Origin of the sequence: Pseudomonas mendocina, from assembly GCF_900636545.1 — a bacterium.
In the GTDB taxonomy this organism is placed as follows: Bacteria; Pseudomonadota; Gammaproteobacteria; order Pseudomonadales; family Pseudomonadaceae; genus Aquipseudomonas; species Aquipseudomonas mendocina.
Genome location: NZ_LR134290.1, coordinates 2,882,015 through 2,894,562, shown reverse-complemented (window position 1 = coordinate 2,894,562; position 12,548 = coordinate 2,882,015). Strand labels below are relative to the sequence as shown.

Annotated in this window: 13 protein-coding genes; 8 read left to right on the top strand and 5 right to left on the bottom strand. The window is 59.1% G+C overall.

Going from position 1 to position 12,548, the window contains the following annotated elements; all coding sequences use genetic code 11:
• Positions 1 to 155: 155 nt before the first annotated feature.
• The 5 genes from EL191_RS13390 to EL191_RS13370 all read right to left on the bottom strand — a co-directional run bounded on the left by EL191_RS13390 (position 156) and on the right by EL191_RS13370 (position 5,926).
• Positions 156 to 1,076 (bottom strand): FecR domain-containing protein, encoded by a 921-nt coding sequence (locus EL191_RS13390; protein WP_041978827.1) that lies wholly within the window; start codon positions 1,074 to 1,076, stop codon positions 156 to 158.
• Positions 1,073 to 1,588: a sigma-70 family RNA polymerase sigma factor gene (locus EL191_RS13385; RefSeq protein WP_013715837.1), complete on the bottom strand. Its 516-nt coding sequence runs from the start codon at positions 1,586 to 1,588 to the stop codon at positions 1,073 to 1,075. Before EL191_RS13385 ends, EL191_RS13390 begins: the two co-directional genes overlap by 4 nt.
• 279 nt (positions 1,589 to 1,867) lie before the next feature.
• Entirely contained in the window at positions 1,868 to 4,351 is a 2,484-nt protein-coding gene (locus EL191_RS13380) for a TonB-dependent siderophore receptor (protein WP_041978831.1), read from the bottom strand.
• Between the two features lie 103 nt (positions 4,352 to 4,454).
• The gene (locus EL191_RS13375; RefSeq protein WP_041978833.1) at positions 4,455 to 5,411 is read right to left on the bottom strand and encodes a FecR domain-containing protein; all 957 of its coding nucleotides are present in this window, start codon (positions 5,409 to 5,411) and stop codon (positions 4,455 to 4,457) included.
• A complete protein-coding gene (locus tag EL191_RS13370; protein WP_017362943.1) occupies positions 5,408 to 5,926 on the bottom strand; it encodes a sigma-70 family RNA polymerase sigma factor in 519 nt (172 codons plus the stop codon). The genes EL191_RS13375 and EL191_RS13370 overlap by 4 nt, the downstream gene beginning before the upstream one ends.
• Before the next feature lie 363 nt (positions 5,927 to 6,289).
• On the opposite strand from EL191_RS13370, the gene EL191_RS13365 reads away from it, so the two are divergent.
• From EL191_RS13365 to EL191_RS13330, 8 genes are read left to right on the top strand one after another with little or no spacing between them, the layout of a single operon-like run.
• Positions 6,290 to 7,492 carry a PepSY-associated TM helix domain-containing protein gene (locus EL191_RS13365; RefSeq protein WP_026042129.1) on the top strand — a complete coding sequence of 401 codons (1,203 nt, stop codon included), beginning with the start codon at positions 6,290 to 6,292 and terminating at the stop codon, positions 7,490 to 7,492.
• Positions 7,489 to 8,028: a hypothetical protein gene (locus EL191_RS13360; protein ID WP_017362945.1), complete on the top strand. Its 540-nt coding sequence runs from the start codon at positions 7,489 to 7,491 to the stop codon at positions 8,026 to 8,028. Before EL191_RS13365 ends, EL191_RS13360 begins: the two co-directional genes overlap by 4 nt.
• Entirely contained in the window at positions 8,025 to 8,345 is a 321-nt protein-coding gene (locus EL191_RS13355) for a hypothetical protein (protein WP_017362946.1), read from the top strand. The genes EL191_RS13360 and EL191_RS13355 overlap by 4 nt, the downstream gene beginning before the upstream one ends.
• A complete protein-coding gene (locus EL191_RS13350; RefSeq protein ID WP_041978836.1) occupies positions 8,342 to 8,908 on the top strand; it encodes a DUF6162 family protein in 567 nt (188 codons plus the stop codon). Before EL191_RS13355 ends, EL191_RS13350 begins: the two co-directional genes overlap by 4 nt.
• Before the next feature lie 14 nt (positions 8,909 to 8,922).
• Positions 8,923 to 9,861: a metal ABC transporter substrate-binding protein gene (locus tag EL191_RS13345; protein WP_041978838.1), complete on the top strand. Its 939-nt coding sequence runs from the start codon at positions 8,923 to 8,925 to the stop codon at positions 9,859 to 9,861.
• A complete protein-coding gene (locus tag EL191_RS13340) occupies positions 9,858 to 10,610 on the top strand; it encodes a metal ABC transporter ATP-binding protein (RefSeq protein WP_041978840.1) in 753 nt (250 codons plus the stop codon). The genes EL191_RS13345 and EL191_RS13340 overlap by 4 nt, the downstream gene beginning before the upstream one ends.
• Positions 10,607 to 11,512: a metal ABC transporter permease gene (locus tag EL191_RS13335; protein ID WP_041978842.1), complete on the top strand. Its 906-nt coding sequence runs from the start codon at positions 10,607 to 10,609 to the stop codon at positions 11,510 to 11,512. Before EL191_RS13340 ends, EL191_RS13335 begins: the two co-directional genes overlap by 4 nt.
• On the top strand, positions 11,509 to 12,411 hold the full coding sequence (locus EL191_RS13330; protein ID WP_041978844.1) for a metal ABC transporter solute-binding protein, Zn/Mn family: 903 nt from the start codon (positions 11,509 to 11,511) through the stop codon (positions 12,409 to 12,411). Before EL191_RS13335 ends, EL191_RS13330 begins: the two co-directional genes overlap by 4 nt.
• The last annotated feature ends 137 nt before the right edge of the window (positions 12,412 to 12,548 follow it).

Below are 12,548 nucleotides of genomic sequence, written 5' to 3'. Positions count from 1 at the left end.
CGCGTGCAGAGGAGCCGAACAGGCAATGAGAATCTGTTACCTTCAGGCTTGAAAAAAGTTTGTCCCTCTCCAAGTTTGTGCCGATAGGATCGAATGACCTCGGTTGTATGGACATGCCTGTGCAGTCGCATCCCAGGTTGACCCTGCGTAACGGATTACGCCTCGCGTTTCTCGATACGCACCCAGTAGCGAGTCCGGCGCCGGACTGTGATCGGTAGTGCATCCTGCAGGCTGTCGAGTACGGCTTCGTCGTCATCTAATGGAAAGGCGCCGGACAGGCGCAAAGCCGCTACCTCAGGAGCGCAACCCAGGTAGCCGTGGCGATAGCGCGACAGCTCGCCCAGCAAGCGATCCAGTCGCCAGTCGACTGCCACCAACATGCCTTGGGTCCAGGCCGAAGCATTGCTCGCCGCCTGTATGATCCCTGTCTGCCAAGCGCTAAAGGTCAAACGCTGTCCGGCCTCTACACGCGTAATCGTTGCAGCGGCCAGGTGTGGCTGAACTTCCACTGCGTGTTCCTCGACCGAGACTTCTGTAGCGCGGTCGAGTTGACGCACTACAAAACGTGTACCCAACGCACGAATGAGCCCCTCTCCGGTCTGCACCCTTAGCGGTCGAGCGTCCTGCTCGGTCTGCACGAGAATTTCCCCCTGTTGCAGATGGATCAGGCGCTCAGCCACATTGAAGCGGACATCCACCCGAGTATCGGTATTCAGTTCAAGGCGACTGCCATCTGCCAGTCTCACGCGCCGACGTTCACCGACCCGTGTGACGTAGTCGGCGCTCAACGGCGAGGCCCGATAACCCTGCCAGCCGACCACGCCCACACCGAGCAACAGGCCCAGTACCTTCAGCGCCTGGCGCCGCCCCTGGCGCGCGCCCTGCAAGGCGGCGACGGCAAGCTGTGGAGAGGTTACGGCCAGGCGCTGCTGCAACTGTTGCAAGCGTTGCCAGGCTTCGACGTGACGCGAGTCGGCGTGTAGCCAGGCTTGCCACTCATGTTCGATGGAAGCATCAGCCTGACTGTTGTTGAGCCGCACGTGCCAGTCCACTGCCTCTGCGAGAATCGCCTTCATGCCTCCTCCAGCAGTAGGCAATGGAGCAACGCCTTAGCCAGATGTTTACGCACGGTGGTCACGGAAACGCCCATGCGCGCGGCGGCTTTCTCGTAGCTCAGCCCATCAAGCTGAACCGCGAGGAAGATGCCGCGTGTACGCTCACCCATGCCGTCGAGCATTTGGTCGATGGCCAGCAGGCTGTCGAGAATCAACACTCTCTCTTCTGCCGACGGCGCGTATTGCTCTGGTCTTAGCGCCAACGCCTCCAAATAAGCTTGCTCTAGTGAACGGCGCCGATAGAGATCGATCACCAGCCCCCGAGCAACCGTCGCCAGATAATGCCTCGGCTCGCGCAGACTGTCGGCGGTACGTGCCAGTAGCACGCGGACGAAGGTGTCCTGCGCCAGGTCAGCTGCATCGGCGGAATTGTTTAGGCGCTGGCGCAGCCAGCCTTTCAGCCAGCCGTGGTGGTTGCGATAGAGGGCATCCAACTGAGCGTGCGTGGCTGTCTCGGGGAGCAGCGTTAACATCCTGTCTCCTGCAAATTGCGAATAAGAATTTATCGCAATTCTACGGCTAAGGAAGGCGAATAGGGAATGGGGGCAGCGTAGAGGGATGATGGGGCTGCTCGTTCGTCCTAGATGGCTCACCACCATAGTGAAAGGCTTCCTAGTGGCAGGTGGCTGGGGTTCTGTAGGGCGGAGATGTGTCGGAAGGGGGTTGGAGCGCTGTATGTGGCGGAGACTGGGAACGATCTGCCAGGTAGATGGGAGTGCTGCACTTGGCCTCCCATCCATTCATCGCCGGCTTTAGAAGTTGTACTTCGTGCTGACCATGAGATTTCGTGTCGGCGCATAAATGCCGGTGTGGAAGGTGCTGTCCAATCCTTGCAGATACTCCCTGTCGAACAGGTTGTTGAGGTTCAGAGTGGTGGACAGATGATCACTGAAGTCGTAACTCGCCATGAGATTCACAACGGCATAAGATTTTTGTTCACCTTCGAGGTTTATACCCGGCAACTGCCAGGTCGTTGCGTTGTAGTAGATGCGGTCCTGCCAGTTGATTCCTCCTCCAATTGTGAGTTTGTTCCATTCTCCAGGGAGTCGGTAGGTGTTCCAAACCTTAGCCATTTGACGAGGGAAGGTGGTCCGGATGCGTTCACCTTGGGCATCTTCAGTGCTGCTGTAATTGTAGCTTGCGCTCACTTGCCAACCGGTTGCTAGCTCTCCGGCCAGCTCGATGTCGATACCTTCTGTCTTGGCACCGCTGACTGCTCGATAGGCTGCTTGTAGGGGGAATGTCCCCGGGACGGTCTGTCCGGGCTCGGCTTCGGCGAGGTTGTCTTGGCGGATTTGGTAGAGTGCAATGGCGCTGTTCAGGCGCCCACTGAAGAACTCACTCTTCAGGCCGACTTCATAGTTGTCGCCCTCGCGTGGAGCCAGTGTTGCTCCAGTGCGGTCGCGTTCGCTTTGCGGCTTAAAGATGCTGGTATAACTGGCGTAGACCGAGTGAGTGTCGTTGATGTCATAGACGATGCCGGCATAGGGCGTGACTACGCCGGACTCTTGCATGTTGGTGACGCTGTTGTTTTGGGTAAAGGCCGGAACCGAGTAAATCTGCGAGAGCTGGTATTTGTAGTTGCTGACTCGCGCACCAATAATCACCGCTACGTCGTCTAATGGTTTCAGGCGCAGGGCTGCGTAGCTGCCGTACTGCTTCTGCCAACCATCGTAATCCATGAGTTTTTCCGCAGCGGAAGTGGTCGCAGTCAGATTGTCCCAAGTATAGATATTGATCGAGCGCCCTTCGATGTCGTCGTTATTGGGCTCATGCTGGTTCTCGTATTCGCTCCAATTGGCTCCCACCACTAAATCATGGCGGCGACCAAGCATCTCGAATGCCCCTTGAATCTGGATGTCGGCTCCAGTCTGTTTCTGCCTGGCTTGACCTGCTCCCCCATAGAGCATCACACCTTCACCTGTCGCCTTGTCCGGAAATCCCCAGCTAGCATCTGCGCCACTGAAGTCACGTTTACCGTACATATGGTTGGCCGACAGTGTCAGTGCCCAGTCATCAGCGAGTCTGTGCTCTAGCGTCATGAAGGTGTTGTAAACGTCGGTTTCGTTCCTGCTCCAGCGAGCGGCAGCATTTTTCGATGGAGCGAATTTGGTTTGCTCGCCATTGCTGTAGAACAGCGGCAACCCTGAGCCAGACGTACCTCGAGGATCGGTGTTCTGATAATCCAGTCCCAGCGTGAGACGTGTCTGATCGCTCAGGTCGGCTTCCAATACACCGTAGAGCACGGTTTTCTTCTGCTCGTAGTGATCGATATGAGTACCACCTTCTTCGTAAGCGCCAACGAAACGGCCACGTAGGTTGCCCGTTTCGATCAGTGCTCCCGATAAGTCGAATTCAGTGCGATAGCGATCCCAATTGCCAACGCCAGCGGCCACGTGCCCCTTGAACTCATGAGTGGGTTTCTTGCGTATCAGGTTGATGGTGCCGGAAGGTTCTCCTGCACCTGTTAGCAGACCCGTCGCGCCACGTAGTACTTCCACCCGATCATAGATCACCATGTCCGCCTGTAGTTGAGGGGTATTTTGCGAGACGACGTCAAGGGCGGTAGGAATGCCGTCGAGCTGAAAATTGTCGATGCTGTAGCCACGAGACGAAATGTCGTAACGACCCGAGCCAATATTCTGTACCGAGATGCCGGGTGTCCGGTCCAGCAAGGTCTCGATGCTGGTCAGGTTCTCGTCCTCGATACGTTGGCGGGTCATCACGCTGATAGATTGAGGTGTTTCGCGCAGACTCAGATTGAGTTTTGTGGCGGTACTGGTCTCGCCGGTGGTGTAGCTGCCAGTGCCCTCAGTCGTATCCGTCAGCTGGACTCCCCTCACTGTCGTCGACTGCAGTTCCAACGCATCACCACCGTCCATTGCAACTTCCAATACATAGTCACCACCTGTGCTGTGCGCCCGCAGCCCCGTACCGGCCAGCAAGTTGGCTAACCCCTCATCTACGGCATAGTCGCCATTGAGCCCAGGGCTGCGTTTTCCTATGGTGAGTCGTGCATCGGCGGAAAGCAGAATGCCGGCTTGGCTGGCAAAAAGGTTCAGCGCTTGGTCCAGTGGGCCGGCAGGAATGACGTAGTTGCGCACCTGTTCGCTGGCGGTGGCGTGGGTAAGGGGCATAGCAAGCAAGAGCGGGCCGCCGGTGAGCAGGCCGGCGAACAGAGCATGGCGAACGGCGAGAGTGAGCCTGGAGCGGATAGAGACGGGCAGATGCGGCATTCTGAATAATCCTCTTGAGAATGCTTCTTGGTTGAATTCAAGAGGTATCCCGAACGAATCTGCAAAACCGACAAAGGCTGTGCAAATTTCTTTGCCGATCGCTCTAGGCCGGTCCGACTGTGACCCAGTACCGCGTCATGCTGTGTGCCTTCACGGGCAACGATTGCTGAAGAGCCGTCAGCACACGGTCGGTGTCTGCCAGTGGAAATACACCGGTGAGCAACAAGTTCGTAACGGCTGGGTCGCAGCGCAGTACGCCGGTGCGATGGCGGGAAAGCTCGGCGATGAACTGTCCCAATGGCATACGCTCGGCAATCAGGTAGCCGTCCTGCCAGGCGACGGTGTTGATATCGGCCCTGGCGAGTTCGCCGAACCCAGTGGCCGAGAACCAGCGACTCTGCCCGGCTTGCAGACGCACCGGGGAAGCATGACGTGGACGCAGTTCCAACTCGCCCTCGAACAGTTCTACCTGGCTACCACCATTGCTCTGATATACCGAGAAGCGCGTGCCCAGGGCCTGGATCTCGCCGGATGAGGTCTCGACGATCAGCGGCCGCTGCGCCGGGTCATGGCCGCTGTCGAGCAGCAGTTCACCATCAAGCAGGCGGATACGCCGCTCGCTGGCGTTGAACAGGATATCCACCGCGCTGCCGCTGTTCAGGCTCAGCCGGCTACCATCGGCCAAAATGCGTTGCAGGCGTTCGCCGGTGCTACTGCGTAGGTCGGCCATGGCTTCGCGCCAGGGCAACTGCGCCTGGGCGAAATAGCCACTGCCGCTGACGAGCAAAAGTGCGCTGAGTAGCTTGAGGGTCTGCCGTCGGCGCGCATCGGGCAGCTCACGCAGCACGGCACGGGCGGTGTCGCTCGGTACGCCGGTCAGGGTGCTCTGCAGATGCTCCAGACGCTGCCAGGCGCGACCGTGCTCGGGGTCGGCGGCGTACCATTCGCTGAAGCGACGTTGCTGTTCGTCGTCCAGCTCGCCACCCCATTGCAGCATTAGCCAATGGCTAGCCTGCTCGACGATGGCGGGGGCGATGGGCGCCTCGCTGGTGGCGTTCATTCTGCGTAAAGCACCTGGTAGCAGGCGGCGATGGCACGCAGCATGTACTTCTGCACCGAGCTGACGCTAACCTCCAGTCGCACTGCGATCTGTGGGTAGGTCAGGCCTTCGAACTGTGACAGCAAGAAGGCCTCACGCACTTTTCTCGGCATGCTGTCGAGCATGGCATCGATCTGCAGCAAGGTTTCAATGACCATCGCGCGGGTTTCCAGCGACGGGGTTTCGGGTTCGGGCAGGGCGGCCAGGCTGTCCAGATAGGCTTGCTCGATGCGCTGCCGACGCCACTGGTCGATGACTAGGTTGCGGGCGATCTGTGCAAGAAAACGGCGGCCTTCGCCATGTTCTGGCATACGCCGTGTCAGCAGAAGGCGCAGGAAGGTGTCCTGGGCAATGTCGGCGGCTCGTTCGCGATCACCCAGGCGACGACGTAACCAGCCTTTCAGCCAGCCATGGTGATTGTCGTAGAGCCTTTGAATATCACCATGCAGCGATGAGGACGGCAAAGCGCTGGACACCCTGAGAGCTCCCATTATCTTGAATGCAGATAAGAATTAGTTGCGATTATAGAGCTCAAACCAGCTTTTTGAAAACTGTCCGCAATGGTGACTCGTCGACCTTAAGAGTTCCTCTGCTGCCTTCCGTGATGAGGGCATTGGCCTGCTCTCAGGTCCTGCTTGCTGAACCAGGAGTAGATGCCCCGATGTGTCACCAGATCTGGATCGTGGTGTTGCTAAGTGTGCTCCGCTCCTTGCAGTGAATAAAAATTTCTTCCATCTGCACCTGTAGGTTTTTCCCATCTCATTCGTCTACACAGGAGAACGCGCTATTTGCGCCTCATGCACCTTTGCCATCGCATGGCATCTACTCCTGGTTTACCGATGTCCAAGAAGTCCCGTTCCAGAATCTGGTTTCTCGTCCATAGCTGGTTAGCCATGCCGGTCTGGTTTTTTCTTCTGATCGTATGCGTGACCGGTACTCTGGCGACGATCAGCCAGGAAATCGTTTGGCTGGCCAATCCGGATGTTCGTGCCAGCAAGCCTGCGGACAATGCCGAGCGTCTTTCCTTCGCTCGGATACTGGAGGAGATCAATCGCGTAGAACCGGAAACCATCGTTCAGTCGATCAGTCGGCCACAGGAGGATCATTTTGCACTGACTGTAAGGGCCAGCTACCCGGATGGCACCTCGCCGACGCTCTACGTGAATCCCTACACCGGTGCCATCCAGGGCGTCAGCCCGCAGTTTGATTTCCGTCAGTTCACCCGTGCTCTGCATGGTTGGTGGCTGGTGCCGTTCACAAATGGCTTCAGCTGGGGCTGGTATCTGGTATCCCTGATGGGCCTGCCAATGCTTGCTTCGCTGATCACTGGTCTGGTGGTTTACAAGAAGTTCTGGAGAGGTTTCTTAAAGCCGACCCTGCGCTTCAATCAGGGGGCGCGCATCTTCTGGGGGGATTTCCATCGACTATCGGGTATCTGGTCGATCTGGTTCATCGCCGTCATCTCCGTCACCGGCGTGTGGTTTCTGATCCAGGCGCTGCTTTTCGATAACCACATCTCCATCTCCACCGAAGGCATACCGCCAGTGGTGGCACGCGACGAGGTCCCTCTGGCCGAGCCGGGCGTCAGTGTGCTGCGTATCGATATCGATAAGGCCATCGAGATAGCCAGCGCCAGTATTCCAGGCTTGGAGGCCAGCTTCGTTGGCTTGCCGGATAATGCATACAGTCATATTTCCGTCTGGGGGCGCGGCTGGTATCCCTTGATGTTTCAGGGCGCTTCGGTCAATCCCTATAACGGCAATGTCGATCAAGCCCGACTGCTGTCGGATCGTTCCGCTCTGGAGTTCGTCACCGAGTCGATGCGCCCCCTGCATACCGGTGACTTCGGTGGGCTATGGCTCAAGCTGGTGTGGTTCGTCTTCGGTTTGCTTCTGAGCATGATGGTCCTCAGCGGCCTGCTGATCTGGAGCAAACGCACTGTTCAAGCCACCGCCGCCCTGGCAAAGCGCAGACCCCGCGCGGTGCGTGAGCCCAAACCAGCACCGATTCTCCTCGATGACGTCATGGAGGGGCAGCCATGAGCAAGGTCGCGGCCATGCCATCCACCACGTTGGGTCGTTTCTGGCGCAAATGGCGATTTCATCTGAACATCCTTCTGGTGATCATCCCGCTGGCCTTCATGCCCAAGTATTTCCACCAGGTCGCGTTGTTTCGTGGCGATAGCGGCCTGGGTGAGCGGGAGGTGGGCGAGGTGCAGGTCGGCCCCTGGAGCCTGCGCCTGGCCGAGCTTTTCGAAGAACCACCGCGCCTGGAAGGGCCTGCCGGATACATGAAGAGTTTCAACGCGGCGTTGTGTGCGGCCTGCCTAGACGAGGTCAAGGCCACCTACCTGCGTATCGGCAAGCCGCGCAGCCTGCGTGCCGCCGGCGCGATCTTCTTCGGTAGCCCCTATCGGATGGGCGCCAGCGTACCGATCCCAGCGCGTACCAAGGCCGACGCCGAACTCTGGATCACCATGGAGGGCTGGGACGGCTCTATGCATCAGGCGTCCATCCCGCTCGCTCAGGCATCACCTGCCACCTTGACCTGGCTCAACCGACAAGGAGTCAAGCCATGAACAACCTTTACCGACTGTCGCTGCTGGTCGGCGCCAGCACCCTGTGTTCTGTGGCCATGGCTCACAACCCGATCTGTGAGTGCGAACCCCAAGGCGAGGAGGAAATCCTCTGCATTGGCGGTTTCTCCGATGGCAGTGGCGCACCCGGAGTGACCCTCGATGTAATCGGATATGACGAGGAGATTCTCGTGGCAGGCAAGCTCGACGGTGACTCACGCTTGAGCTTCAAACGCCCGGAGGGTGAGTTCTACGTGCTGTTCGACGCAGGCCCCGGCCATGTAGTCGAGATCGATCACACGGATATCCAAGCCCCATGAGCGTTCAGGTGATACGTCCCGCCGGCGCGGGGCATGAAACGCTTCATGTGTTCCTGGTTGCCCTGATTATCGTGCTGTTGGCGGGGGCGGTGGTGGTGTTGCGATCTGAGTCCGAGCCAAGCGTCGCGATAGCTGCCGACCAGTTCGACGCCCGCCGTGACCTGAATGCTGCCGAGCAGGGCATTCACACTGATCTGCTGGTGGCTCTCGACGAGATTCATCTGTACTGGGAAGAGGCACAGGCACTGCCCGAACCGCAGTTCCTGGCAGAGGAGGGCTTCCCTCCCTTCATCGCCGATGCCAGCGCTGCCAATCGTGGTGGCCATGCCTGGCAGCTTCTGCAGACCGATACCCATGTCGCCTACTTCGGTCGCAGCGCGGCCGAGGCGGTGGCGGGCTCCTTTCTGCTGCGCCTCGACGGTGACAACGCCAGCGTCTGGCTCAATCGTGCCGCCCAGGCTGAGGCCCCCAGCGATCTGCGTGAGCAGGTGTTGGCTGACACAGGTTGGCGCCAAGTCGCCAGCCAGTTCGATGCCGGCGTTACCCGACAACACCGCCACTGACTCTGGATTTGCTCATGTCGACCCTTCATCGCTCCCCATTGCGTCGCCGCCTGCTGGCTGCCGCCCTTATCTGTGTTGGCGCAGCAGTGCTGCCTTGCCTGGTCAATGCTGCCGAGGGCAAGCGCCTACGCATCGGCATCACTCTGCATCCCTATTACAGCTACGTCAGCAACATCGTCGGCGACCAGGCCGAGGTGGTGCCGCTGATTCCCGCCGGCTTCAATCCGCATGCCTATGAACCGCGTGCCGAGGACATCAAGCGTATTGGTGGACTGGATGTGGTGGTGCTCAATGGCGTGGGCCACGATGATTTCGCCGAACGCATGATCGCTGCCAGCGAGAAACCGGATGTGGCGTTGATCGAGGCCAATGCCGGCGTGCCCTTGCTCGCGGCTACTGGCCAGGCGGCGCGCGGTGCGGGCAAGGTGGTCAACCCGCACACCTTCCTGTCCATCAGCGCGTCCATCGCGCAGGTCAATACCATTGCCCGTGAACTGGGCAAGCTCGACCCGGATAACGCCAAAGCCTATCGGCAGAATGCCCGTGCATACGGTAAGCGCCTGCGCTCGCTACGTGCCGATGCGCTGGGGCGACTCAGCCAAGAGAACGGGGCCGAGCTGCGTGTTGCCACCATTCATGGCGCCTACGACTACCTGCTGCGTGAGTTCGGCCTGGAAGTGACGGCGGTGGTTGAGCCTGCGCACGGTATCGAGCCGAGCCCGAGCCAGTTGAAGAAGACCATCGACCAGCTCAAGGAGCTGGACGTGCAGGTGATCTTCTCGGAAATGGATTTCCCCTCGACCTACGTCGAGACCATCCAGCGTGAGTCCGGTGTTCACCTGTATCCGCTCACGCATATTTCCTACGGTGAGTACACCCCACGCAAGTACGAGGAGGAGATGACCCGCAACCTCGATACCGTGGTGCGCGCGATCCAGGAGAATGGTGCATGACCGCCGTCGAAGCCTTTCCTGTCGCGGCTGGCCCCTCGATCGACTTCGCCGACGTCAGTCTCGAACTTGGCCGTACGCGTATTCTTGAGCGCATCTCCTTTCAGGTGCGTGCCGGTAGCGTGCATGCGCTGGTCGGACCCAACGGTGGCGGCAAGAGTTCGCTGATCAAGACCCTGCTCGGGCAGATGCCGCACCGTGGTGAGTTGAGCCTGGATTGGCCGGGTGCGCCAGGCGTCATCGGCTACGTGCCTCAGGCATTGGAGTTCGATCGCAGTCTGCCGATGACGGTGGACGACTTCATGGCCGCCATGTGCCAGATGCGACCGGCCTTTCTTGGTCTGTCACGGCGCCATGCTCCGGCCATCGAAGAGGCACTGGCACGCGTGGGCATGCTGGACAAGCGCAAGCGGCGTATGGGCGCATTGTCCGGTGGCGAGCGCCAGCGCGTATTGCTGGCCCAGGGTTTGGTGCCGGCAGCGCAACTGTTGATCCTGGATGAGCCCATGGCCGCCCTGGATGAGCCCGGCATGCAGGTGTTCGAACGCTTGCTGAGCGACTGGCGCCGGTCGGGTGTGACCGTGCTCTGGGTGGAACACGACCTGCAAGCAGTCGGGCGTCTGGCCGATCGCGTCACCGGTCTGAATCGTCGTGTGTTGTTCGACGATACGCCTCAGGTAGCGCTGAAGCCGGACAGGCTGTTGCAACTGTTTGCCAGCCATCCGCCGGCTGGCGGGGAGGGCGGCGTATGAGCGCGTTCTTCGAGCAACTGCGCCTGCTGATTCAGGGCTGGGCCGGTGCCGGTTATCTGCCCGAGGCGTTGGCCTACGGTTTCGTTGTCAATGCCTTGTTCGCTGGCTTGCTGATCGGCCCGGTGCTTGGCGGCCTGGGAACCCTGGTGGTAGTCAAGCGCTTTGCCTTCTTCTCCGAAGCGGTCGGCCACGCAGCGCTGACCGGCGTGGCAATCGGCATCCTGCTCGGCGAACCCTACACAGGCCCTTATGGCAGCCTGTTTGGTTACTGCCTGCTGTTCGGTCTGCTGCTCAACTACCTGCGTAACCGCACGGGTTTATCGCCGGACACTTTAATTGGTGTGTTCCTATCCGTGTCGCTGGCAGTGGGCGCCAGCCTCCTGCTGGTGCTGGCCGGGCGTATCAATATCCATATCCTGGAGAACGTGCTGTTCGGCTCGGTGCTGACGGTCAACGCCCAGGATCTTGCGGTGCTGACCCTGGTCTCACTGCTGGTGGTGGCTCTGACCATACCGATGTACAACCGCTTCATGCTGGCCAGTTTCAACCCGCAGCTTGCCAGTGTGCGCGGTGTTGCGGTCAAGCCGTTGGACTATCTGTTCGTCATGCTGGTGGCGCTGGTCACGGTGGCTGCGGTCAAAGTCATCGGAGCCATTCTCGTCGGTGCGCTGCTGGTGATTCCAGCCGCCGCTGCTCGCTTGCTAAGCCAGTCATTGAAAGGCTTCTTCTGGCTATCAGTACTGATAGCCACCTTCTGTACCTTGATCGGTATCTTTCTTCCTATCGCCCTCGAACTGCCGGTGCCGTCCGGTGCATCGATCATCATCATGGCTGGCATCGTCTTCGCCGTTGCCGCTATCGCCCGCAGCTTGTTGCCAAGTCTCAAAGGGAATCTGGGATGAACAAAGTTCTCGTCAATCTCACCGCTGCTATTGGTGCTTTACTCGTTGCCTCGATGACGGCTGCTGGTGAGCCTGTGCGGGTACTCGCCAGCCTGCCGATCACCTACGGTCTCGGCTCCATTCTCCTGCAAGGCGCAGAGGCACAGGTCGTGCGTGCAGCGCCTGCCAACCTGCCGGCCAGCCGCCAGGTATCTTTCTTTACGGGGCGCGGCGCCGGTGCTCTGGAGAAAGCGGCGAGCAGCGCTGACGCGGTGATTGCCGTGCGATCCTTATGGCCGGAGGATCCGCTTTATCCTATGGCGAGGCGCAGCAATATCCGTATCGTCGAAATAGATGCGGCACGCCCAGTGGACGGTGCGTTACCAGGCATCGCGCTGACCTCTGCGGGCAGCAACACACTGGAGGAACGGCCATGGTTGAGCATCAACAACCTTGGCCGAATGGCTGATGTGATCGCTGCCGATTTGGTGCGTTTGAGCCCTAATGATGCGAAGCAGATAGCGAGCAACCTGGCGGATATCAAGCAACGCCTATTGAGCTTGAGCGCAGTGAGCGAAAGTCGATTGGCTGAGCTGGATAGTCTCAGTGTGATCAGCCTGTCGCCGGGGTTCGAATACCTTACGAGCAGCCTCAATCTCGACGTGATCGAGGTGCTGCCTCCATCGACGTCCGATTCGGATGCTGGTGCGTCACTCGAGTTGCTCAAGTCCGCAATTCGGGACAATGAGGTGCGCTTGGTCTTGACGAGTCGACCCGTGGAAAAGGCCGTGGCGAATGCAACCGAGGATGCAGGTGCGAGGCTGCTGATTCTTGGTGAATTACCTGAGGATCCTCTAGTGGCTCTCGGCGAGATAACAGAGCAGGTGATTGATGGGCTTGCCGACCAGCAGACTTACTAGGCGGAGGTGTCATGTTTATCAATGGCGCAGATGAGCCAGGTGAATTGGCTGCGGCAACCGCAATATTCTTCTCTCTCGACAAATAAAATCTTCGTGGGGCCGTTCAACGTAGAACAATAACTGTACGGATGTCTGCT

Bases quoted from the DNA above. Each gene is read 5' to 3' on its own strand.
- EL191_RS13390 (WP_041978827.1), bottom strand. From the start codon at position 1,076: ATGAAGGCGATTCTCGCAGAGGCAGTGGACTGGCACGTGCGGCTCAAC.
- EL191_RS13385 (WP_013715837.1), bottom strand. From the start codon at position 1,588: ATGTTAACGCTGCTCCCCGAGACAGCCACGCACGCTCAGTTGGATGCC.
- EL191_RS13380 (WP_041978831.1), bottom strand. From the start codon at position 4,351: ATGCCGCATCTGCCCGTCTCTATCCGCTCCAGGCTCACTCTCGCCGTT.
- EL191_RS13375 (WP_041978833.1), bottom strand. From the start codon at position 5,411: ATGAACGCCACCAGCGAGGCGCCCATCGCCCCCGCCATCGTCGAGCAG.
- EL191_RS13365 (WP_026042129.1), top strand. From the start codon at position 6,290: ATGTCCAAGAAGTCCCGTTCCAGAATCTGGTTTCTCGTCCATAGCTGG.
- EL191_RS13360 (WP_017362945.1), top strand. From the start codon at position 7,489: ATGAGCAAGGTCGCGGCCATGCCATCCACCACGTTGGGTCGTTTCTGG.
- EL191_RS13355 (WP_017362946.1), top strand. From the start codon at position 8,025: ATGAACAACCTTTACCGACTGTCGCTGCTGGTCGGCGCCAGCACCCTG.
- EL191_RS13350 (WP_041978836.1), top strand. From the start codon at position 8,342: ATGAGCGTTCAGGTGATACGTCCCGCCGGCGCGGGGCATGAAACGCTT.
- EL191_RS13345 (WP_041978838.1), top strand. From the start codon at position 8,923: ATGTCGACCCTTCATCGCTCCCCATTGCGTCGCCGCCTGCTGGCTGCC.
- EL191_RS13340 (WP_041978840.1), top strand. From the start codon at position 9,858: ATGACCGCCGTCGAAGCCTTTCCTGTCGCGGCTGGCCCCTCGATCGAC.
- EL191_RS13335 (WP_041978842.1), top strand. From the start codon at position 10,607: ATGAGCGCGTTCTTCGAGCAACTGCGCCTGCTGATTCAGGGCTGGGCC.
- EL191_RS13330 (WP_041978844.1), top strand. From the start codon at position 11,509: ATGAACAAAGTTCTCGTCAATCTCACCGCTGCTATTGGTGCTTTACTC.